The organism is Alteromonas sp. D210916BOD_24 (assembly GCF_047159385.1).
GTDB lineage: Bacteria > Pseudomonadota > Gammaproteobacteria > Enterobacterales > Alteromonadaceae > Alteromonas.
Genome location: NZ_AP038333.1, coordinates 2223000 through 2244550 on the forward strand (window position 1 = coordinate 2223000; position 21551 = coordinate 2244550).

Below are 21551 nucleotides of genomic sequence, written 5' to 3' on the forward strand. Positions count from 1 at the left end.
TTGGGGTATAGCCAAGTTGGTAAGGCAGCGGGTTTTGATCCCGCCATTCATAGGTTCGAGTCCTGTTACCCCAGCCATATTCTTAAGAAGCCGCTCTTTGTAGCGGCTTTTTGCTTTTTGGCTCATTCGAGCTTGTGGTGTATACCCAGTGCAATACCGCTGCAAAGTGACATTCCCGTAATATCCCCACCCTATAATTAGGACAAAACGCCTTAACTATGCGTTTTTTTCTTCCCACTTTTCCTATATTGTCATGCTAGTATTGAGCTTTTATGACTAAAGGGCCTAATTCAATACATACCAACACTGCCGCTACGCCCTGTAGCAGGAAGTGGCCGAATCACTCATCGATTTGTCTTTTTTTGGTAGCAGAGCCCGAATAACAACAAAAACGAAGGAAAGTGCGTGATAAACGAATTCGTTGCATTAGTGAATAATATTTTATGGGGCGACGGCCAGGTACTTATCGTCATGCTTTTGGTATGTGGTATCTGGTTTACGGTCAAACTGGGTGGTGTACAACTGCGTCACTTTGGCCACATGTTTGCCCTATTAAAAGGCAGTAATACCTCCTCCAAAGAAGGCATTAGCTCTTTTCAGGCACTCTGCACCAGCTTATCTGCGCGAGTAGGCACTGGTAATCTGGCTGGCGTTGCGGTAGCAATATCTTTAGGTGGCTCAGGGGCTATTTTCTGGATGTGGATGATTGCGCTACTGGGTATGGCCACCGGCTTTGCCGAAAGCGTGTTAGGACAGCTGTATAAAGTACGTGACGAAAACGGCGAGTTTCGTGGCGGCCCGGCTTATTATATTAAACAAGGCTTAAACAAGACCTGGTTAGCCGTGGCGTTCTCGTTGTGCCTATTCTTTGGATATGGCTTTGTGTTCAGTGCAGTTCAAGCCAATACCATTACCGATGCACTAAATAATGCATACGCATTCCCCAGTACGTATTCGGGTTTAGTGATCATCGCCTTAGCGGCACTTATTGTAGTGGGTGGTTTGCGGGGTATAGCTCGCTTTGCCGAATACGTGGTGCCGTTCATGGGAATTGGTTATGTACTGGTAGCCTTAGCCATTACCTTTATGAATATTTCCGAATTGCCAGCCATGTTATTGGATATTGTGAAATCAGCCTTTGGTTTACAGGAAGCGGGCGCCGGTGCATTAGGCGCTGCCATAAAAAATGGTATTCAGCGTGGCTTGTATTCTAACGAAGCCGGTAGTGGCTCGGTCCCTCACGCTGCAGCCAGTGCGGTGCCCAACCCAAACCACCCCGTATCACAAGGGTATATTCAAATGCTTGGCGTATTCTTAGATACCATGATTTTGTGTACGTCTACTGCTTTCATAATTTTATTGGCCGGCGGCTCAAACTCTGAACAAATGGAAGGTATTCGCTTAACACAAGATGCCATGAGCCAACATTTAGGCAATGGCGGCACTGACTTTGTGGCGGCCGCAATCAGCTTGTTTGCGTTTACCTCAGTCGTGGCCAATTACGCCTATGGAGAGAGTAACCTGCACATGTTTAAGCTAGACAACCGCGCAGGCCGCGCTGCCTACACTATCGGTTATTTAGGCATGATTTTCTGGGGCGCACAGGCCGCGCTACCTCAGGTATGGGCCATGGCCGATATGGCGCTTGGTTTAATGACCGTAATCAACATTATTGCCATTGTGTGGATGACGCCAACCATCGTATCGATCAGCAAAGATTACTTTAAGAAAAAAGACAGTGGTGAAACGGTAGAATACAAAACCGGCGATTGCGAAATACAAGGTAAATCCGAAGACGGAGTATGGGACTAACCCCCCCACCTTTCTATACTATTTAGTATACTCCTGGTCAGTAAACTGTCTATACAGGATGGCTTGGAGGCTAGGTTTACAACTCGAATTCGTTCTACACGTCAATAAGGCTTATCGATGGATTTGTTTTTAGATACTCCTTTGTCAAACGCAGTTTTTGATTTACTTCGGCAACTTAATGATGAAATTGAAGGTAAGTTAGCGGAAACTGATCAAGCAGGGTTGGTGAAGGTATATATTTTTGGTGGCTGTGCCGTACATATGTATACAAACGCGCGCGGTAGTAACGATTTAGATGTTGAAGTTGAAGCTGCTGAGATACTTGATGTACATAGCTTAGTTGTGGAGCTTGATACGGTTTACTTTACCGATCCAGTCGAAGGCGATATGCATTTAGACCTTGACGACACATTCCAAATTGGGCTCACACCAGTAGTATTCCCTGATTACAAAGAACGGGCTATTCCACTTAACGAGGGAGCACAAAAATTACACATCTATCTTGTAAGCCCATCAGATATTGCCATATCTAAACTTTCGCGATGCGCGACCGATGATATTAAAGACATTGTAGAGATGTACAGAAAGGGGCGTTTCACTCTCGATGAATTCAAGGAAGCTGCGCAGGAAGCGCTTGATTACACTGCAACGCCAGGCAGTTTGCAGCAAAACATAGATCACGTTATAATTACGCTTGAAAATGTTTAAAAAACACACAGTAGAGATGAGTAATCAAAGCTTACAACTAGAGTTTGAATCTCTGGTCAGACAACCGAACCAGCCAACTGCAGGCGAGAGCTTGAAGTCAGTTGCGCTTGCGCTTTGGTATCAGGACTTTGTGCCGTGTGTGGATTCATTTAACGGGCAAGATGCCGCATTAGCTGGATACGTCCTAGACAAATTAACTCGTTACAATTGTTTAGGCGCTGAAAGGAAAGCATTTCTTCGGGCTCTCTTGCTTTCTACGCTTGAACAAAAAATGGCAACCTATCCTACCGAAAGCCACTCAAAAGACATGCTTGCAAGGCATTGGAAAGCGCCGGTGGATATGAAAAAAGAATTTAGGGGGTTGATGGCGTACCAAAAGCGTCACTATCAGCATTCCAAGCCTTCACTCGCCGCATAATCAAACAGAGCCGCTAACGAGGCTTTGGATGATAAATCCGTGCTTTGTAGTAAAATAATCGGAATTAAGATCCAGACTACTTTTTTTTTTGAAATGGAGAAAAAAGTGTTTTTTAAGAAAGGTTTACTTCCTTAAAAATAACATATTTAGCGAACAGTTAGTAAGCGTTATTAATCTACGCAACTAGTAACTGTTCGCTTGTATGTAGCTTCTGTTAATCAAGTAAAAACACTTCTTGATATTTACTCTCTATTTCTTTTACTTCGACTTCGGTTAGGACGGAAAACTCTTTTGTTTTTGCTCTCTTAGATAACTCCCCGTTACTTTGTCGCAAAAAATTCATTAACAAACTTAAGCTTTTTTGAGGCATGTCAAATCGATTATTAATATAATTCCAAACCTCATCGTACCTTTCGAGGTAAAGGACTTCCTCCGGAAGGACTGTATCTACAGTATCTTTTACACACTCAAACAAAAACTCAACTTGGCGTGTCATATCTCCATATCGATACAAATCAGCCGTTTCATTTGTTACATGGACATTGTTGTCTTCAGTAGGTTGCCACTCAACATACTTTAAACGTGGCTGTGTAAACTGTTCTAATACGGCTTTGTACTCTTCTATTTTCTTTAGAATTACTGCTGATACGGGAAAAACAATCCCTTTAGGAGTAAAGCCGCTCTCAGCCAATACATGATGAATTATGTAACGATGAATTCGTCCATTACCATCTTCTAGCGGATGCATAATAACAAACGAAAATGCAATGATTGCAGCAGTTAAAACAGGGTGAAACCCTGACCCTTTCATCAATTCATATGCATTTAGATAAGCAGCGAGCATGTCATCTAGATCTTCTGGTTTTGCAGATATATGTTCGGGTATTGGTATATTGGTATATTGGTCATACGATCATGTTCACCAACAAAGCCACCAACACAACGAATTCCCGGCACAATAAATCGACCATCTGGTATTACTACTTCTTGTAAACGCTCTATCTCTTCTATGGTTAATGGACGCATACCTGCTTGACCTATAATTTTACCCCAGCGTTCTATGCGATTATGAGGAGGCGTTTCACCTTCAATGGTATATGAAGCTTTAGAGTCTGAAAGCAGTAAAAAAGCAGCGGCTCTTGCAAGTAAATCACTGTGAACATCTCCTATATTTTTTGCCGCTTTTTCGTCTAAGTTTTCCCCAATATACTGAATAAGCTTCTCTGTTTTTTTAATTAAAGGACAAAATCCACTAACACCCGGTAAATTATTATTTACTCGTTGACGTGAAACTTTGGTTTTGGCACAGCCAAATTGTAGCTCTTCATTTAGCGCGTCTACATAATTACCAACAGTAACATCCTCAATAGGTAATACTTGAGCAGTGAGCCATTCGTAGAAAAACCAAATACGACGACTATAAGAACCTGTTATTTCAGCTTCAATTGAAGCGCTAACGTCTTCTATTGCCAAAGTGCCAAACAAGCTCCTCATAATTGCTAAATCAACACCTTCGTATTTCAATGCAAATACTAACTGTGAAAACCAATGAGCTTCAGGCTGGTAGCGGCTTCCCCATATTAACCACCTTCCTTTGGAGCGTTTCGCATTTATAGCCGGAACAATGGCGCATAAAGCATTAGGAGCAGGGACGCTTAGTTGAAATTCATTTATTAGCCAAGCATATCCAACTAGCTCTGCTTCAGCCTCAGGATAGATTTCCTCATCAAAAAACTTTGCGCGTTTAGCCAATACCATAAGTCCAACCCCAAATGTTTATTTATCATGAAAAACGATTACCATCCATGAAAAACAATTACAAATAACGCACCACCATGAATAATAGTTACAAACTATATTGTGACTGAAATTTTAAATCAACTGCGTGAAAAACAATTACGAAGCGTGAAATATAGTTATCATTAATAATTTTCGTGAATTATGATTAGAAGATAGATATTCCGTTAAACTATTACAGCTTTGTTCCGACTTATGAGGTTTTGCTTGAAACGGGGCAATCGCCCCGTTTCTCTCACTGAAGAATGTGCTTGTCGCTCAATGTAGAAGGATGCGTCTTTTTATACACCTCTTTCAACTTTGAGCGAGACACAAAAGTATAGACTTGTGTACTGGTGATATCCGCATGACCCAACATCTCTTGCACAAGTCGTTGGTTAACGCGCATGTTTAACATGCTGCCGTCTTCAAAGCCCCGCTACTATTCTGGACGCAGTAGCTCAAAATAGTTATCGCTACTAATGCTAAAGTAGTCTCCCTTGCCGCCACCACGCATTACTGGCTCACCTTTTAGGGTTTGATAGACTCCATTTTTGAGTAATGACTTGTCAATGTGTACCCCCACCACTTCACCCATCACAAACCAGCTATTTACTGCTTGGCCGCTCGCGCCTTTAAGCTGCACAATGTCAGACACTTTACATTCCATACTCACTAGGCTTTGTTTAACACGAGGCACGCTAATGACTTTACTGTCTTCAGCCTCAAGGCCAGCAACCTCAAACTCACTGTGCTCCGGTGGCACCGGCTTACTGGTGTGATTCATTGCCTCTACTAAATGTTTCGACACCAAATTCCAACAAAACTCGCCAGTCTCCTGTGCATTTTTGAGCGTATCTTTTGCTCCAACGCTGGAAAAACCGATAATGGGTGGCGTGTAGTTAAGCGCATTAAAAAAACTATAAGGGGCCAAATTAAGCACACCCGTTTTTGACTTGGTAGAAATCCACCCAATAGGCCGAGGCGCAATAATGGCATTAAACGGGTCGTGCGCTAAACCATGCCCTTTTTCAGGCTGGTAAAAATGAAAGTTGGACATGGGTTTCCCTTAACAAGACTAATGGCGTAACGCCAGAGATAACACAACAAGTCGATAACCGCACACTTACGAAAACAACATTCTTAGCAGTTGCACTATTAATAAAATGCCCATAAGTGGCCAAATCCATTTCGCCCATTTGGCCGTGTCTTCTTCACTAATGCGCATTTTAGAACGCTCTATCAGCGGGATAATTAAGGCCAATGCACCAAACAGTACAGCCAATAATATTAAAACTTCCATTAACGTAACCCTATTGCGTATTTAAGCACTTCTTTCTTGGCTGGCACCACCCGTTGCGCCACCGACAGAAGTTGGTTTCTAAACCAGCTAATGGGGGCAACATCGTTACTAAACAAGGTATAAAATGCATCCATCGCGGTCATCATAATGGCATTGTCTCGCCGTCTTGGTACTTCGAAATGTGTATGCAGTGAATTGGCAAACCCTTGTGTGTCAACGTGTGGTTTTGCACGGGTCACCGACAAAAACGCCTCTACATCTTTATACCCCAGGTTAACACCCTGCCCGGCCAGTGGATTAATGGTATGGGCAGCATCACCAATTAACACACAACGTCCTTTCACATAATTATTTGCATGAGAGCGGGTAAGCGGGAAAACCGCCTTATCGACTATGGTGAAATGGTTGTCGTTTGCCACCAGTTCACGAGGAAAGGCACGCAGTATTTCTTGAGTTAACTGAGCGTGGTTTAAACTTTTTAACCGCTGCAATGCATCGACACTGTCATACCAGATAAGTGACGCATAGTTATGGTACATGGGCAAAAAGGCTTTTGGCCCGGTGGGAGTAAACTGTTGCCAGGTAACAGCATCCACCGGCTTTTCCATTTTAACGGTAATGCCCATGGCTTGCTGTGCATATTGCCACCCAGTACTGCCAATACCTGCGGCTTTTCTGACTTGCGAATTAGCACCATCTGCCCCAACTAACCAACGGCCATGCAATACCTCACCACTATCCAATGTAAGTGAAATGCCATCATCTTGAATTGCTTGTAGGCCAGAGGTATTACCTTGAGGTGAAGCACTGGTACTGGCACTGGTATTTGTACCTGTGTCGCCCTTCACCTGTGAACGCGTATTGTGCGACGCCGCCCCATTAAGCCCAATGTGTTTGACCTTAACGCCGGCATACACCGTAACGTTGGAAAATTGCGCCAGCGCTTGGTGACAGCCTAGTTGCAGCAAGCGATTTTCTACAAAATAGCCTAACTGCGGCACATTTATGCTGTCGGCCGTAAAGTCGGTACGATGCTTTTCGTCTTCCCATACACTTAACCCCGTGTAGGGTTTGACCCGCATGGCCTCAATGTATTGCCACGCCCCTAACGCTTTAAGCAAGGTGACTGAGGCTTCGCTAATGGCCGATACCCTAAGGTCCGGTCCGTCATTTGAGTTAAAAGCAGCCGGTAACGTAGGTTCAATTACCGCCACGTTATAGTGTTGCTGGGCTAATCCCAGAGCCAATGCCGCCCCCACCATACCGCCGCCGTTAATACAAAAATCGTACATTTATTCTCCCTACGCCAACGCGTAAAATTGACACCAAATCACGCACTTGCATTATGTCGTAAAACGCTAAGCCCTGTGAAGTAAAACGTACAAAAGCCTTACGCTAGATCAAATCAATGCGAATCGTCGTAATACACTGGGAATATGTCATCAATACAGGTAAAATACGCGGCTATTTTGAACATCTTCTTGGTAACTGACATCGCCAGGCATGTGTTGTATTACCTAAACCGGCCGAATTACTCACACCGGTGTTGTAATACCGCAGCCACTAGCATATAGCGCAATACGTGATGCACTTACAAGAACTCAATCAGGTTAACGACTAGTTGTTATGACTAAAAAGCTGTATATCAAAACCTGGGGCTGCCAAATGAACGAGTACGACTCGGAGAAAATGGCAGACTTACTCGACTCGACACACGGCTACAGTGCTGCAGAAAGCGCTGAAGAGGCTGACGTGATCTTGCTTAATACCTGTTCTATTCGCGAGAAAGCGCAGGAAAAAGTATTTCACCAGTTGGGTCGCTGGAAAACCCTTAAGCAAGATAAGCCAGAACTTATCATTGGCGTAGGGGGTTGTGTGGCCTCTCAGGAAGGTGACACCATCCGTCAACGTGCGCCATTTGTTGATTTGGTATTTGGTCCGCAAACGTTGCATCGCCTGCCGGAAATGATCAACCAGTTAAAAGGCGGCGCCAAGTCAGTCATTGACGTAAGCTTCCCTGAAATTGAAAAGTTTGATCGCCTGCCTGAGCCCCGCGCTGAAGGGCCTACGGCGTTTGTGTCTATTATGGAAGGCTGTTCTAAGTATTGTACCTTCTGTGTAGTACCTTATACCCGTGGTGAAGAAGTCAGTCGCCCGGTAGACGACGTATTACTTGAAATTGCGCAGCTGGCTGGCCAAGGCGTACGCGAAGTTAACCTATTAGGTCAAAACGTAAATGCCTACCGCGGTGAACATTACGACGGCACCATTTGCCGTTTTGCTGAATTATTAGAGCTAGTCGCGGCTATTGATGGTATCGATCGTATTCGCTACACCACCTCACACCCTGTTGAGTTCACCGAAGACATCATCGAAGCGTATGCGTCTATTCCTGAGTTAGTCGATCACTTGCACTTGCCAGTACAAAGTGGCTCAGATCGCATCCTTAACCTAATGAAGCGCGGTCATACGGCATTAGAGTACAAGTCAAAAATTCGCAAGCTTAAAAAGATTCGCCCGAACATCAGCATGTCGAGCGACTTCATTATTGGCTTCCCGGGTGAAACCGACGCCGACTTTGAAGCAACGATGGATCTTATCCAAGCGGTAGACTACGACTTAAGCTTTAGCTTTATTTACAGTGCCCGCCCCGGCACGCCTGCGGCAGATGCCGTAGACGATGTGAGTGAAGAAACCAAAAAGCAACGTTTGCACCTGTTACAACAGCGCATTACTCAGCAGGCATTGCGTATTGCCCGCCACATGGTAGGCACCGAGCAACGTATTTTGGTGGAAGGCCCGTCGAAAAAGAATCCAATGGAACTGTCGGGACGTACTGAAAATAACCGCGTGGTGAACTTTGAAGGGACACCAGACATGATTGGCGAATTCGTTGATGTGAACATCACCGACGTATTCACTAATTCATTGCGTGGTGAAGTAGTACGCCGTGAAAGTGAAATGGGGTTGCGTGTCGCCGTTTCGCCCCAATCTATTATGGCAAAGCATCAGGCCGATTTACCTGATGAGTTGGGTGTAGGGCAATTTACCCCTGCGTAAAGGCATCGCCCGCCCTTTTATTGAACGCACCGGATAACAACCGGTTACAAAACGGTGAGCGTAGTGGTAATACCCCACCGTTAACACCGCGAGGAAAAAAGTAGCTTGAGTACATTGGTAAGTAACGAATTTGAATTAGAACCGGCAGACGCTAAACGCTTGTCGAGTTTATGCGGCCCATTTGATGACAACATTAAACAAATTGAGCGCAGGCTAGGTGTTGAAATTACCTACCGCAACAACGCCTTCAAAGTGTTAGGTGAACCGCAGCAAATAAAAAGTGCTACCGAATTACTCAAGCTATTGTATATCGAAACCCAGCCGGTAAAAGGTCGCATTCCAGAACTGGAAGCCGAGCAGGTGCACCTGGCTATTCAAGAAGCCCGTGTTATAGAAAAAGATTCAACAGGTGGCTACGGCAAAGAAGTCAATATCAAAACCAAACGCGGCGTAATTAAGCCCCGTAACCCCAATCAGGCGCAATATGTGGCTAACATTGTTAACCACGACATTACGTTTGGTATTGGCCCAGCGGGTACTGGTAAAACCTATTTGGCCGTAGCGGCAGCCGTTGATGCGCTGGAACGTCAGGAAATTCGCCGTATTTTGCTTACGCGCCCTGCTGTAGAAGCCGGTGAAAAACTGGGCTTTTTACCGGGTGACTTATCGCAAAAAGTAGACCCCTACCTGCGCCCACTGTACGACGCCCTGTTTGAAATGCTGGGCTTTGAAAAAGTGGAAAAACTGATGGAGCGCAACGTCATTGAAGTGGCACCGTTAGCGTATATGCGCGGTAGAACCTTAAACGATGCGTTTATCATTTTGGATGAAAGCCAAAACACCACAGTAGAACAAATGAAAATGTTCTTAACCCGTATTGGTTTTAATTCAAAAGCCGTGATCACCGGCGACATCACACAGGTTGACTTACCGCGTGGGGCCAAATCGGGTCTTCGTCACGCCATTGAGGTACTGAACGAAGTAGACGATATCTCGTTTAATTTCTTTAATGCCGAAGACGTAGTGCGCCACCCTGTGGTAGCGCGAATTGTTCGCGCTTATGAAGTGCACGACGCCGAACAAGAACGCCTGCGCAAAGCCCGTAAAGAAGAGGCTAAAGAAGAAGCGTTGCGCTTACAGCGCGAGCAAGCCATAACCGATGAGCAATCAAACTCGCAGCCTAAAGATAATAGCCCGTCGTGAGTGCCATAATCGATTATCAGCAAGCCTACGAGGGTAATGACGACATTGCGCGTGCCATTCCCTCACAGGCACTGCTAACCCAATGGGCCAATGCCGTACTTACCGCCGAAGGGCTGTCTGATCAAGAAGTCACTATTCGCTTTACCGACGAAGCAGAAAGCCAGCAGTTGAACCATGAGTACCGAGGTAAAGATAAACCCACTAATGTACTTTCGTTTCCATTCGAAGCGCCGCCGGGTATTGAAATAAACCTGTTGGGCGACTTGGTCATATGTGCGCCGGTCATCAGTCAAGAGGCACGCGAGCAGGAAAAGCTAGTCGACCACCACTATGCCCACATGACTATTCACGGTATGCTGCATTTACTGGGGTACGACCATATCATTGATACCGAAGCCGATATCATGGAATCGAAAGAAATTGCCATATTATCTACCTTAGGTATAGACGACCCCTATCAAATTAAGTAACTTGCTTATAACAGTGCCCTAATACAGACAGTACATGGATGACAACGCCAGCCCAACCGCCCGTTTCTGACAACCCCAAAGACATTAAAAATGACCCTGTCATTGCCCGCTTACTAGAACGAATGCCACAAAAAGTGGCCGACTCGTTTGACGAGAAACAACTGTCTTATTTACGAAACGCCATTGGCGCAAGGGAATGGGGTCGGCACAAGGTTGACCTAAGGGGCACCATTAAGTTTTTTAAATGGCGCTACTACTACGTTATATTGGCAGGTCGAAACCGCCGTACCCTATCCCCCGAAGAATTACGCCTAGCTGCACTACTCAATGCCACCATTTTCGCGTTGTTTTTAACCGTGTCTGTCTTGTTCGGATTGATTGTGCTTTATTTGATAAAGTCGGCCCTAGGCATCAACATTTTCGAAGATTGGAGCCTGGGCCTGTGGACCTGGTTTAAGGCCAACGTATTAAATTAGCTTTTAACCCGCCCGTAACGATCAGAAAAGCGCACAATATCGTCTTCACCTAAATAAGCGCCCGATTGCACCTCTATTAACTCCAGCGGGATCTTACCGGGGTTTTCCAGCGCATGTACTGCGCCAATGGGGATATACACTGACTGGTTTTCGGTAACCAATTGGGTTTTATCATCAATAGTAACGTTAGCGCTGCCAGACACCACTATCCAGTGTTCTGCGCGGTGATGATGCATTTGTACCGACAGTTTTTCACCGGGTTTCACTGTAATACGCTTAACCTGAAAACGGTCGCCACTGTCTATTGAATCGTAGCTTCCCCACGGCCGAAATACTTCGCGATGAAACTCAAATTCCGGGCGTTTTTCAGCCTTTAACTGCTCTACCACCTTTTTAACGCTTTGCGAGGCACTTTTGTGGGCCACCATCACCGCGTCTTTGGTCTCAACCACAATAACATCATGTAAACCCACCACCGCGACCATGCGCTGTTCGGCGTTAATATAGCTATTATCGACATCTTCTAAAAGAATATCGCCAATGGCCACATTGCCTCTTTCATCTTTATCAGACGTTTCCCATAACGAGCTCCAGCTACCCACGTCTGACCAATTGGCATCCAGTGGCACCATGGCGGCGCTGTCGGTTTTCTCCATCACAGCGTAGTCAATGGAATTGTCAGGGCATTGGGCAAATACCTCGGCATCAACGCGGATAAAATCCAAGTCAGTGGTGGTACTTTGAATGGCCTTTTCACACACCGCTAACATGTCGGGGGCGTATTTTGCTAACTCTTCTAAATAACGGCTGGCTTTAAACATAAACATGCCGCTATTCCAATAATAACTGCCCGAGTTAACGTATTCTTGGGCCACCTCTAAAGAAGGTTTTTCAACAAAGCTGTGTACCGCATACCCTGCCCCTAACTTACCTGCCGCTTTAATATAGCCATAGCCGGTATGTGGCTCGCTAGGTACCACGCCAAACGTGACCAACTTGCCATCGTGCGCCAATGCTTCAGCCTGTTTAATTGCACTGTGAAATGCACTGACATTTTTAATAATGTGATCGGCCGCCAACACAAGCAAAACAGGATCGTCACCCGCGTTAACGGCATGCAACGCGGTTAACGCAATAGCGGGGGCTGTATTACGCCCTACTGGTTCAAGCAATATACCGCTGTGATTAATGTGTTTTTGACGAAGTTGTTCTGCGACTAAAAAGCGATGCTCTTCATTACAAATAACCATGGCGTCTTCGCTATCAATGCCCTTTAACCGTAAAATGGTATCCTGCAGCATGGTATTTTCACTGCATAGCGACAAAAATTGCTTTGGAAGCGCCGCACGAGATTTAGGCCAAAGACGGCTTCCCGAGCCTCCAGCGAGTATTATTGGTTTCATTTTAGTCCTTCTTCGACAATAATTTGGTCTTCGTAATATACATATTCTATGTAGAGCCCTAATCATATTAAGAAACGAAGTACGGCTTGGCACTAGCAAATCAGCTAACATCAAGAGCTTCTTTAGTTGCTTCCCGCTATTAGCCATAGTCGAACTACGTATACTTGGCTAGTAAGGCCAATTAAAAAAAGATTGTAAACAATTACTGGCCTCTTTTCTTGTAACAGTGTTTTATAAACTAAATACTGAAATTACTTACAGCTGTCGTTGATATGATCAAATTAACAACAGGCAGTATACATACCAATGTTAACCTCCACCAAAAAAGTGAAATAATTTCTTTTAGTTCCTCAACATCCAACTAACCAAAGAAGATGACTCATCTTTAGACTCTCGTAAAAAATGAAATGTACTTTGAGCTATTTCCGACTCGCATGAACGAAAAAACACATGGCTTTGCGTGAAAGTGAATTGGTGCAATTATAATGCTCTTTTTCAAAGTAGTAGTTTGAAACTGTAATAGATTCCTTTAGACTGGAAGTAAAGTTTTAACTGGGGACAGTTAATCCATATAAACTTATCAATTTTTACTATTTATCATCACTTTTCTGTAAGGGACTAACTTGAAAAAAATTATCATCCAACAAGCTTATTCTACGAAAAACTCTGGAGACGGCTTGTTAGTCGATCTAACTGTAGAGTTACTCAATGAAGTACTAGAAAATGACGAAGCAGTAGAATATTTAATTTTTGCTAACGATAAGGAAAGCTTTACAAAGTACACCCGTGTTTTCCAAGTGGACTGCGTTGATAAAATTCTATATAGAAGAGTTCTTTATTCTGCTTTAAACGCAATAAGAATTGTAAAATACTTATTAATAAAGAAAAAATTTACTTATCCTCTTTTTGATCAAAATTCGAAAGAAAGCCATTTAATTATTGGGGTTGGTGGTGGGTATATGCGAGGTAAGAATTTTAAAGAGTCATTAAAATGTATTATTAATAACACGACACAGCTTTTGTGGGCAAAATCATCTGGAATACCTTTTATTTACTTTCCTCAAAGCATAGGACCGTTTAAGTATAAGTTTCACGAGAATATTGTGTTAGAAGGACTAAAGTATTCAAACTCGGTGCATGTTAGAGATGACCGTTCTCTAAAACTATGTAATTTAGAAACCACAACCCGAACTCCTGACTTAGCAGTAATGAAATTTGCTCAGAATTTCGAATTAGCAAATGCGCTTAAAAAATCAGGAGGTACTCTCAATCATCTTCTTATTTGTAGAGACATTGAAGCCAACGAAAAAACTAAAAATAATTATATTAATGGGCTAAAAGCTCTTAAAGAAAAATATAAAATGGAAATCGTACTTCAAAGCACTGGTAGAGGTAACGATGATTATGATTTTGCTAGACAGTATTTTGGTGAACAAAACCTAAGAACTTTAAAAGAAGCTCTCAGTGATGGTAAAAGATATTTAGTTACCTCAGTAAGGCTACATGGTTCAATGGAAACTATAATTTCAGGCCATCCTTCAGTACACCTTTCGTATGAAAGAAAGGGATTTGGCGCATATGAAGACTTAGGATTAGAAAATTATGTGTTCAATTCGTTTTCACTAAATGTAGAGGATGTAACCCGCGCGATAGATACAATCACTCAGGACGAAGACTCCTATTGGCTTGCTCTTGAAAAAAACATTAAGCAAATACTAAGTAAAAAAAACGAATTAAAGTCAAATATTCGTAAAGCACTGTATTAGGGTAGAAATATGCTTGATTTTATTCTTGTGGGCCCAAGAAAAACAGCTTCAACTTGGTTACACGATGTAATGAAAAACCATCCTTCAGTACAGTTACCAGAAACCACTAAAGAAACCTATTTTTTCGACAAGTTTTATACTGAAAAAAAAGAACAATATGAAAAAAGATATTATAAGAAAAATTGTGAAAAAAAAATAAGGGGAGAGTTTTCACCGAGTTACTTCACTAACCATGAAGCGCTTTATAGAATTAAAAAATCTAATCCTGAAACAAAAATCGCAATTTGTATAAGAGATCCTAGCCAACGATTAATTTCAGACTATTTACACCATGTTCGTTATGGTAAAACCAAATCTCGAATTTTAGAAGCAATTAATGAAAGAAATGATTTAATAGATAGCTCCAATTATCACAAAAACATCAATAAATGGAAATCGGAATTTTCAAACGTAAAGGTATTTTACTATGAAGATATTAAAAAAGATCCTCAAAAATTTATTGACGAGTTTTGTTGCTTTATTAGAGCAGAAAAATTCAATATTGATAATATAGCAGCTTCAAACAAATCTAATATAGGAGGAGCCTATTCAAACTATTACATTGCAAAGTATACGAGCTTTGTTACTGAAAAGCTAAGAACATGGAACTTACTTTTTATAATTGAGTTATTTAAGAGGCTCGGACTAAAGAAAATATTACTTAGATCTAAAGAAAGGAAAAAAGAAGAACTCATTCATAAAAAAGAAATTGAGGAAATTAATAATATAATGAAAGCAGAAACAATACGTTATGAAAATCGGTTATATTAGATTAAATAAAGATTACAACAGAACTAAAGCAAAAGCAGCTTTTATTGCTTTTTTTTGTTTCACTGCACTTCTTCCACTACGGCTCTTATTTAAACCTAATGATCACGATGGCTATGTCGAAATAATGGAAGGAGTTAATTCTGGGACCGCCAATTCTGACATGGTTGGAAAGGCTTGGGTTGCTCTTTTTTATTTAAAAGTCAGTTCTATAATTCCTTATGAAATTGCAACTAATATATTGTTTTTTTTGTACTTATATATAGTAGCTCTGCATGCAAAAAACTATACCACTATAGTATTTCATCTAGTTCTCATTGCCCCACTTTCCGCATACTTTGGATATATAACAAAAGAGGCACTTTTACTTTTTATCCTGCTCACCACTTATCTCATAAGTAGAATAAAAAGTGAATACACGTTAATTACTTTTTTTATATTAATGGGAGTATTCTCAATTTTAATTAGACAGTACTATTTACCATTATTACTTTTAGCTTTATTTATTCCACGTTTAAAGGAGAGCTTAGCTTATATTATCGGATTCATTTTATTAATGACATTATTACTATTTGGTCAGGATGTTTTCGATTTAATTTATCAAGTTAAGAAAGAAATGTGGTTCCGTTTGAAATATTATTCAAGTGTAAATACACTTTTCGATTTAGGCTTTGAAGAACACGGAAATTTTTGGCTCGTTTCAAAAGTTTGGTTTAATAATATACTATCAATATTCACTACTTTTTTCACTCATTTCGGTCTAGTAGGGATTGCATCATTGATCAACCTCATAACCATATTCTTCACATTTAAGATAACAAAGGAAGATGCAATAGTAGAAATTTGGCTATTCGGGGCATTTTCACTATTATTTATTTCATACTTGGTTCCTGACAGTGGGACATTTGTTCGTCATTCTACAATGTTGAGCTTAGTAGCAATTTTTTCAGTCATTCTAAATAATAAAAAAATAACGAAATAACAATGGAATTCAAAAAAATCATTTCAGACTCAAGCATTGCGTTAATAATCAAGGGATTAAGCGCTGCTTTCGGATTTTTATTTAGCGTCATCATTGCTAGATTTTATTTTGCTGAAGGTGCTGGACTATACTATCTATCTTTTTCTTTTCTTCTAATTTTAACAATTATATGCAAATATGGTTTTACCACTTATATTCTCAAAGAGTTCTCATCAAACTTTAAATATGAACATAAAGAAAGAGTAAACAATATAGTTACTATTGTAATACTTATTTCCGTTATAGCTTCTATTTTAACTTTTTCTTTTTCTAAACCAATTTCGATTTTTTTTTATTCCAACTATGAATTAGAAATATTCATTTCCCTCACCGCTCTTGCGATCGTACCTTACACCCTAACATTCATTTTTTCTTCATTGAATCAATCAAGAGGCAATCTAAAAATAGCAATGTGTACACAGAATCTAGTCTGCTATGCATTGAGTTGCATAACAGTTTTTTTCTTTGGAGCATACTCCTCTAACTATTTACCGGTAGTGGCATTTTCATTTTCCGCATATATTTCTTTAGCTTTATCTTATTTTTACTATCAGAAATCACAAAAACACAGAGTACTTCTTGTAAAACTGGGTAAAAACATATCTTCTGAAGATAACAAAAAGTATTTCTTGAGTGAGGTATTAATCGCTTTCAATAATTGGGCTCCTTTGATTTTCGTTAGTGCAATATTAGATTCCAAAGCTACAGGAATATATGCAATTTGCTCACGCATTTCTTGGTTATTGTCGTTTCTTCTTGTTTCTGTAAATGCAGTAGTTGCTCCGGTATTAGCCAGGCACTTTAAAAACAGATCCCTAGACCAAGCAAAAAAAATCTACCTTAACTTTACGTTACTTCTTGCTTTGTTGAGTCTTCCAGCATTTATTTTGTGTATTCTTTGGCCCGAGAAAATACTCGCAATATTTGGCGATAACTTTGTCACAGGTAGTAATGCACTTAGAATTTTAATATTAGCTCAATTTGTAAATGTATTAACTGGGCCAATTGGAATGGTTCTTTTAATGGGCAACAAAGCAAATATTGTAAATATTTGCACAGCGTTATCATTATTAATTGGATGTTTACTTATTATTTTGTTAACAAATAAGTATTCACTTGTGGGAGCAAGTATCGGTGCAGCTGCCGGTATGTCTTTGGCAAATTTAGGTATGGCTTATCTAGCATTTTTTAGAATTAACGTTTTTAGGTCTAAGTAATGAGAAATTTAGTTTTACACATAACTGAATGTTTAGGGGGCGGGGTCGAAACAGCGATAGCAAAATATATTGCTGAGTCTAACCTAAATACAACAGAGCATATGATTTTTGCTATTAGTGGCAGAAGTGACGATTCCAATGGCGATATATTAAGTGTACCTACAAAAACAATCATAAGGTGTAATCTACCTTTCTGGAAAATTCCTTTTGTGATTACACAGATATATAGAAAGTATCAGCCAAAATATGTACATTTACATTCATCTTTTGCTGGCTTTTATGGGCGTGTGGCATTAGTACCTAAAGAAAAAATCATATACACACCTCACTGCTATTCCTTTTTAATTGAAAGCAAGCCGAATTATCAAAGAAAATTTTTTAAATTCATAGAAAAACTACTTTCTTATAGAACGGGAGTTATAGCATCGTGCGGCGTTTATGAAGAAGAGCTCTCACAATCAATAAACATAAACTCTAAAATTGTTCCACTTAATAATGCAATGACACTTGAACCGCCCCCACATAGAAAAGTTTATGATTATAAGGATACCAGTTCCTCATCCTTTAAATTGGCAATGGTGGGTAGAGTATGTGAGCAAAAAGACCCGAACTATTTCGCTAAAGTAATTAAAATACTGAAAGATAAAGGGATGGATGTGGACGCTCTTTGGATAGGCGGGGGAGATAAAGATAAAGTAGCATCCTTATCTAAAAACAAAATAAAAGTAACTGGCTGGTTGAATAAGGAAGAAGCTATAGAACATCTCAAGAATAGTGATATATACCTTCATACCGCTAGGTGGGAAGGTAACCCAGTCTCATTGATTGAAGCCGCAGCGTTAAACTTACCCACCTTTGCTAGAGCAATCGGTCCAACTAAGGTATTTGGTGATGATCTTTGCTGCGAAGATGAAAATGAAGCTGCAGATGCAATAATTTCACTTGTGCAAGGCAAGCCCCACAAATGTAATCCTTATATTCTTAGCGAAAATATTAGAGCTATGAATTCTGTAAATGAGTTGCGCAGGCGATTAGATGAACTTTATCGTTGAACGATGTCAGCTATATTTACAAACCATCTTTCTTTGTTTTTTTTTCGCTTACAATTCAACTAATTACAAATAGGCACACTATTTGCTTACAACAGGATAGTTTTTGTATTATAAATTTGCACTCGGAGCTTGATGTGAAAATTAAACACTTTTTAGCTATGTTTTTTCTGTTTGCAGCTTGCCAGTCTCAAGCTGCATTTATAAATTTTAACTCTTTAAGTGAAACCTCCTATGACGGCCCAGATTCTTTTCAGGATTTGAATGGCAGTACTTCTATTTCTAGTGATGGGTTAACCGCAACTATTACAGGTAACGCTTGGAAAGCTTTTACTGGTGGAAACTTTATAATTGATAGTACAACTGTATTGCACTTCCTCTTTAGTGCATCAGGAAACGTAGAAGTAGGTGCTATAGGTTTTGACAATGACACTACAGCAGCGGTTCCTGACGTCCTTAAAGTAGCAGGCTGGCAGAATTATGGAACAAGCGTTTACAATTACGTATTAGGTTCTGGAACCGTTGCTATATCAATAGATATTGGCACTCTTTACTCTGCAGGAACATATAGTAACATCTTCTTAATTCTAGACAAAGATGCAGGTTCACAGAGTCTTTCTTTAAACTTTTCAAATGTAGAACTTTGCAGTTCTAATACTGAGTGTATTACTACAGGTGCATCCCTAACCGTAAGTGAACCTTCACCGCTATTGATAATGGCTTTGGTGATTGCTCTTTTACCTATGGCAAGAAGAATAAAAGCAACTAAGAAGTAACATATATTTACCTTATATTTTGGCGCCACTCTAAAGTTTAACGAGTGGCGTTTGGAAGAACCAATTTTATCACAGCTTTTTGCCTACTACATAGGCTACAGATATTTATACGGATTCAATTATTACGGATCCATCGGTTCAGTTCCGTCGCTTCCACTCTCACCATAAAATCTCACATAAAGCCCCACTTAACATTTAGAACATTTTTAGAAAGAAAATTGAGGCAACTTTTATTTACTTTTAAACGACCCGCATACTAGTCACGACTAGTACTAAACGCAAATAACCATTTAATTAAAAATTATATATTGCCTTACAACATTAACGGCGTTTTCAGTGACATGGGTTGTAAACATTCCCATGGAAAACAAACAAGCCGGAGAATGTGTAAAATTGTGCTTCATTATTACTATCGTGGTATAAAGATTTTGCTTCTGTTTTCTTTAAAAGTAATTCATTAACTACTACCCTTACCTACTCTAAAGTATTAAATACGTTAATTATATGATCACTAGGAGAGCGTTTCTTACGTTAGCTGTTAAACTAGCTTGTAGCAAAATGTTTTCATTTCAATTTTCGCTTAAGCAATTAGAGCATTATAGACAATGGAAGTTTGACTCTTTCGAATCATTAGATTGTTTTATCGCCCAACATCTTCAAGCCAAATTGAAACGAAGAGTCTTTTTTGTTGATTCTTATTTTAAAGGTATGAATAAAGGAGGTGGCACTTATTTGGTGTGCACGCCATCCGTTCAAGATGGCATATTTATAAAGCAAATTAATACTTCACTACAATTACGCTTGATTAACAAAGAGGTCACACCATTTCATTTTGGTGCAGTTGGGGATGGAGTTAATGACGACACAAATGCAATAAAAAAAGCTATAGTAAGTAAGAGTTCTCAACTAAATCTACACTTAGGAACAGACTTAAGTTCACGTTTTTTAATAAGCGACAGCCTTTTATTTAAAAACGCAGATTTTGTCTCGATTAGAGGGCATGGAACAATAATAAGAAAGGGTTCATCCATCGATGGTAAGAGAGCCTTCTATGCTTTAATCAAAATAGAAAACTGCAAAGACATAGTATTAGAAGGGAACTGGAGTATAGACGGTAACAGAGATAAGCAGTCATATAAAAACATTAAAAAAATAGGTATTGGAAAGTATTTCCTCAGACACAATGGAGATATATTCATAAGCTGTTACTCTAAGAAGCCAGATGAACAAAATATTTATATAAAAATTAATGAGATAAAGAACTCGTTTTTAAATGGTATAGTTTTATGGAATACCAATAACACTACTGTACTCTCAACAAAATTTAAAAATACTACTTGGAATGGTATTTCTGGCGCCGGTTTGACAAGTTTATCAATACATAATTGTAGATTTACAATGTGTGGCGGTTCTAAAAATTTAAGCACTAACCTTATTCAGGGAGATAGAGCAGGCGTACAAGTTAGAGAACTTCCTAAGTATTTTTCATTTAAAAGTGAAGGTATGACTGTAGATGGGAATGGGAAAGAGCAAGGTAAGATCAACTTAAACATTAAGATATCTATGAATTCCTTTATTTCTTGTGGCGTTCAATCTATATACTTGCGAGCAGGATTTGATTGCCATATAGAAAAGAATTATTCTGTGAACTGTGGGTATCTTCGTTTACATAAAGAAAATCGGTACCGGCCAGCACACATATGGCTAGAGAGTGGTGAGTATAATGTCAGGAGCAATCTAATTGTTCAGAGAAGGCACAACCCTTCAACAGGATGGATGATGCCCGACGGGATAAGAATTACAACTTTAAATGGCGACGCTACAAAATATTTTCCAGCAACAGGAATATGTAAGAGTTTTCTATCAGGAAATTCAATTTGTTCTTTAGATAAGATGAACCGCGCACTTTTTTATAATGGCTTAAGAACTAACGGAAATTGCACGGTCACCAACCTTTTGGTAAAAGGCACACTACACACAGCAGTATGGCTTATCAATTCTGCATCATTTGAAGGAGAAACAGTTGTTCGTGATTTCCAACTTCTCAATTCTGCTTTTTATGCTATAGCCCAAGAGAGCAGATTTCCAAAAGCCATCGTTTACGTTTCACGATTTGGGAAAGTCTCCGGACATCCAGAGAACATAGAAATATCTCGTATTTCAAAAGCAAGTAACCTAAATGATATTAAGTTTAATAACAACCTTAGGCTAAATGGCAGTTATGGGATTTAGAAAAAAATACAAGTGTCTTTATTCTTGTATTTACCTCCTCGGCTTCATTTCATT

At 40.3% G+C, this 21551-nt stretch carries 21 protein-coding genes and 1 tRNA gene; 15 read left to right on the top strand and 7 right to left on the bottom strand.

Annotation, left to right across the window (positions count from 1 at the left end; genetic code table 11):
* The first annotated feature begins 1 nt into the window (after position 1).
* The 4 genes from ACMCM8_RS09695 (at position 2) to ACMCM8_RS09710 (ending at position 2938) form a co-directional block, all read left to right on the top strand.
* A tRNA-Gln gene (locus tag ACMCM8_RS09695) sits at positions 2-77 on the top strand.
* A 328-nt stretch (positions 78-405) separates the two neighbouring features.
* Positions 406-1812, top strand: a complete 1407-nt coding sequence (locus ACMCM8_RS09700) for an alanine/glycine:cation symporter family protein (protein ID WP_412722440.1) — start codon at positions 406-408, stop codon at positions 1810-1812.
* A gap of 117 nt (positions 1813-1929) precedes the next feature.
* The gene (locus ACMCM8_RS09705; RefSeq protein WP_412722441.1) at positions 1930-2520 is read left to right on the top strand and encodes a DUF6036 family nucleotidyltransferase; all 591 of its coding nucleotides are present in this window, start codon (positions 1930-1932) and stop codon (positions 2518-2520) included.
* Complete coding sequence (locus ACMCM8_RS09710; protein WP_412722442.1) at positions 2513-2938, top strand: hypothetical protein; 426 nt, start codon at positions 2513-2515, stop codon at positions 2936-2938. The genes ACMCM8_RS09705 and ACMCM8_RS09710 overlap by 8 nt, the downstream gene beginning before the upstream one ends.
* A gap of 214 nt (positions 2939-3152) precedes the next feature.
* Here ACMCM8_RS09710 and ACMCM8_RS09715 read toward each other — a convergent pair whose 3' ends face one another.
* The 6 genes from ACMCM8_RS09715 to ACMCM8_RS09740 form a co-directional block, all read right to left on the bottom strand.
* On the bottom strand, positions 3153-3782 hold the full coding sequence (locus ACMCM8_RS09715; RefSeq protein WP_412722443.1) for a Fic family protein: 630 nt from the start codon (positions 3780-3782) through the stop codon (positions 3153-3155).
* A 5-nt stretch (positions 3783-3787) separates the two neighbouring features.
* Positions 3788-4690: a hypothetical protein gene (locus ACMCM8_RS09720; protein ID WP_412722444.1), complete on the bottom strand. Its 903-nt coding sequence runs from the start codon at positions 4688-4690 to the stop codon at positions 3788-3790.
* Between the two features lie 280 nt (positions 4691-4970).
* Positions 4971-5132, bottom strand: a complete 162-nt coding sequence (locus ACMCM8_RS09725; protein WP_412722445.1) for a hypothetical protein — start codon at positions 5130-5132, stop codon at positions 4971-4973.
* 24 nt (positions 5133-5156) lie between these two features.
* Positions 5157-5774, bottom strand: a complete 618-nt coding sequence (locus ACMCM8_RS09730) for a flavin reductase family protein (protein WP_412722446.1) — start codon at positions 5772-5774, stop codon at positions 5157-5159.
* 66 nt (positions 5775-5840) lie between these two features.
* Positions 5841-6017: a hypothetical protein gene (locus tag ACMCM8_RS09735; RefSeq protein ID WP_412722447.1), complete on the bottom strand. Its 177-nt coding sequence runs from the start codon at positions 6015-6017 to the stop codon at positions 5841-5843.
* Positions 6017-7309: an FAD-dependent monooxygenase gene (locus ACMCM8_RS09740; RefSeq protein ID WP_412722448.1), complete on the bottom strand. Its 1293-nt coding sequence runs from the start codon at positions 7307-7309 to the stop codon at positions 6017-6019. The genes ACMCM8_RS09735 and ACMCM8_RS09740 overlap by 1 nt, the downstream gene beginning before the upstream one ends.
* Before the next feature lie 334 nt (positions 7310-7643).
* Between ACMCM8_RS09740 and miaB the strand changes: the two genes are divergently transcribed.
* The 4 genes from miaB to ACMCM8_RS09760 all read left to right on the top strand — a co-directional run bounded on the left by miaB (position 7644) and on the right by ACMCM8_RS09760 (position 11226).
* A complete protein-coding gene (gene miaB / locus ACMCM8_RS09745; protein ID WP_412722449.1) occupies positions 7644-9077 on the top strand; it encodes a tRNA (N6-isopentenyl adenosine(37)-C2)-methylthiotransferase MiaB in 1434 nt (477 codons plus the stop codon).
* Positions 9078-9182: 105 nt separating this feature from the next.
* Entirely contained in the window at positions 9183-10280 is a 1098-nt protein-coding gene (locus tag ACMCM8_RS09750; protein WP_412722450.1) for a PhoH family protein, read from the top strand.
* Positions 10277-10750, top strand: coding sequence for an rRNA maturation RNase YbeY (ybeY, locus tag ACMCM8_RS09755; RefSeq protein WP_412722451.1), 474 nt, complete (start codon positions 10277-10279; stop codon positions 10748-10750). Before ACMCM8_RS09750 ends, ybeY begins: the two co-directional genes overlap by 4 nt.
* A 38-nt stretch (positions 10751-10788) precedes the next feature.
* Positions 10789-11226, top strand: a complete 438-nt coding sequence (locus ACMCM8_RS09760) for a 3-phosphoshikimate 1-carboxyvinyltransferase (RefSeq protein WP_412722452.1) — start codon at positions 10789-10791, stop codon at positions 11224-11226.
* Here the strand turns inward: ACMCM8_RS09760 and ACMCM8_RS09765 are convergent.
* A complete protein-coding gene (locus tag ACMCM8_RS09765; RefSeq protein ID WP_412722453.1) occupies positions 11223-12629 on the bottom strand; it encodes a mannose-1-phosphate guanylyltransferase/mannose-6-phosphate isomerase in 1407 nt (468 codons plus the stop codon). The two genes, ACMCM8_RS09760 and ACMCM8_RS09765, sit on opposite strands and share 4 nt — an antisense overlap.
* Positions 12630-13252: 623 nt before the next feature.
* Here ACMCM8_RS09765 and ACMCM8_RS09770 point away from each other — a divergent pair.
* From ACMCM8_RS09770 to ACMCM8_RS09800, 7 genes are all read left to right on the top strand, one after another.
* Positions 13253-14395 carry a polysaccharide pyruvyl transferase family protein gene (locus tag ACMCM8_RS09770; protein WP_412722454.1) on the top strand — a complete coding sequence of 381 codons (1143 nt, stop codon included), beginning with the start codon at positions 13253-13255 and terminating at the stop codon, positions 14393-14395.
* A gap of 9 nt (positions 14396-14404) precedes the next feature.
* A complete protein-coding gene (locus tag ACMCM8_RS09775) occupies positions 14405-15205 on the top strand; it encodes a sulfotransferase domain-containing protein (protein WP_412722455.1) in 801 nt (266 codons plus the stop codon).
* The gene (locus tag ACMCM8_RS09780) at positions 15186-16184 is read left to right on the top strand and encodes a hypothetical protein (protein WP_412722456.1); all 999 of its coding nucleotides are present in this window, start codon (positions 15186-15188) and stop codon (positions 16182-16184) included. The genes ACMCM8_RS09775 and ACMCM8_RS09780 overlap by 20 nt, the downstream gene beginning before the upstream one ends.
* Before the next feature lie 2 nt (positions 16185-16186).
* On the top strand, positions 16187-17440 hold the full coding sequence (locus ACMCM8_RS09785; protein ID WP_412722457.1) for an oligosaccharide flippase family protein: 1254 nt from the start codon (positions 16187-16189) through the stop codon (positions 17438-17440).
* Positions 17440-18492 (top strand): glycosyltransferase, encoded by a 1053-nt coding sequence (locus ACMCM8_RS09790; protein ID WP_412722458.1) that lies wholly within the window; start codon positions 17440-17442, stop codon positions 18490-18492. The genes ACMCM8_RS09785 and ACMCM8_RS09790 overlap by 1 nt, the downstream gene beginning before the upstream one ends.
* A 134-nt stretch (positions 18493-18626) precedes the next feature.
* Positions 18627-19265 carry a hypothetical protein gene (locus ACMCM8_RS09795; protein WP_412722459.1) on the top strand — a complete coding sequence of 213 codons (639 nt, stop codon included), beginning with the start codon at positions 18627-18629 and terminating at the stop codon, positions 19263-19265.
* Positions 19266-19823: 558 nt separating this feature from the next.
* The gene (locus ACMCM8_RS09800; RefSeq protein WP_412722460.1) at positions 19824-21497 is read left to right on the top strand and encodes a hypothetical protein; all 1674 of its coding nucleotides are present in this window, start codon (positions 19824-19826) and stop codon (positions 21495-21497) included.
* The last annotated feature ends 54 nt before the right edge of the window (positions 21498-21551 follow it).

What these genes read in the sequence shown, in the direction of transcription:
- ACMCM8_RS09785 (WP_412722457.1), top strand. Translation starts at nt 16,187, where the DNA reads ATGGAATTCAAAAAAATCATTTCAGACTCAAGCATTGCGTTAATAATC.
- ACMCM8_RS09725 (WP_412722445.1), bottom strand. Translation starts at nt 5,132, where the DNA reads ATGTTAAACATGCGCGTTAACCAACGACTTGTGCAAGAGATGTTGGGT.
- ACMCM8_RS09715 (WP_412722443.1), bottom strand. Translation starts at nt 3,782, where the DNA reads ATGCTCGCTGCTTATCTAAATGCATATGAATTGATGAAAGGGTCAGGG.
- ACMCM8_RS09705 (WP_412722441.1), top strand. Translation starts at nt 1,930, where the DNA reads ATGGATTTGTTTTTAGATACTCCTTTGTCAAACGCAGTTTTTGATTTA.
- ACMCM8_RS09790 (WP_412722458.1), top strand. Translation starts at nt 17,440, where the DNA reads ATGAGAAATTTAGTTTTACACATAACTGAATGTTTAGGGGGCGGGGTC.
- ACMCM8_RS09780 (WP_412722456.1), top strand. Translation starts at nt 15,186, where the DNA reads ATGAAAATCGGTTATATTAGATTAAATAAAGATTACAACAGAACTAAA.
- ACMCM8_RS09760 (WP_412722452.1), top strand. Translation starts at nt 10,789, where the DNA reads ATGACAACGCCAGCCCAACCGCCCGTTTCTGACAACCCCAAAGACATT.
- ACMCM8_RS09730 (WP_412722446.1), bottom strand. Translation starts at nt 5,774, where the DNA reads ATGTCCAACTTTCATTTTTACCAGCCTGAAAAAGGGCATGGTTTAGCG.
- ACMCM8_RS09735 (WP_412722447.1), bottom strand. Translation starts at nt 6,017, where the DNA reads ATGGAAGTTTTAATATTATTGGCTGTACTGTTTGGTGCATTGGCCTTA.
- miaB (WP_412722449.1), top strand. Translation starts at nt 7,644, where the DNA reads ATGACTAAAAAGCTGTATATCAAAACCTGGGGCTGCCAAATGAACGAG.
- ACMCM8_RS09800 (WP_412722460.1), top strand. Translation starts at nt 19,824, where the DNA reads ATGTTTTCATTTCAATTTTCGCTTAAGCAATTAGAGCATTATAGACAA.
- ACMCM8_RS09740 (WP_412722448.1), bottom strand. Translation starts at nt 7,309, where the DNA reads ATGTACGATTTTTGTATTAACGGCGGCGGTATGGTGGGGGCGGCATTG.
- ACMCM8_RS09765 (WP_412722453.1), bottom strand. Translation starts at nt 12,629, where the DNA reads ATGAAACCAATAATACTCGCTGGAGGCTCGGGAAGCCGTCTTTGGCCT.
- ACMCM8_RS09710 (WP_412722442.1), top strand. Translation starts at nt 2,513, where the DNA reads ATGTTTAAAAAACACACAGTAGAGATGAGTAATCAAAGCTTACAACTA.
- ACMCM8_RS09775 (WP_412722455.1), top strand. Translation starts at nt 14,405, where the DNA reads ATGCTTGATTTTATTCTTGTGGGCCCAAGAAAAACAGCTTCAACTTGG.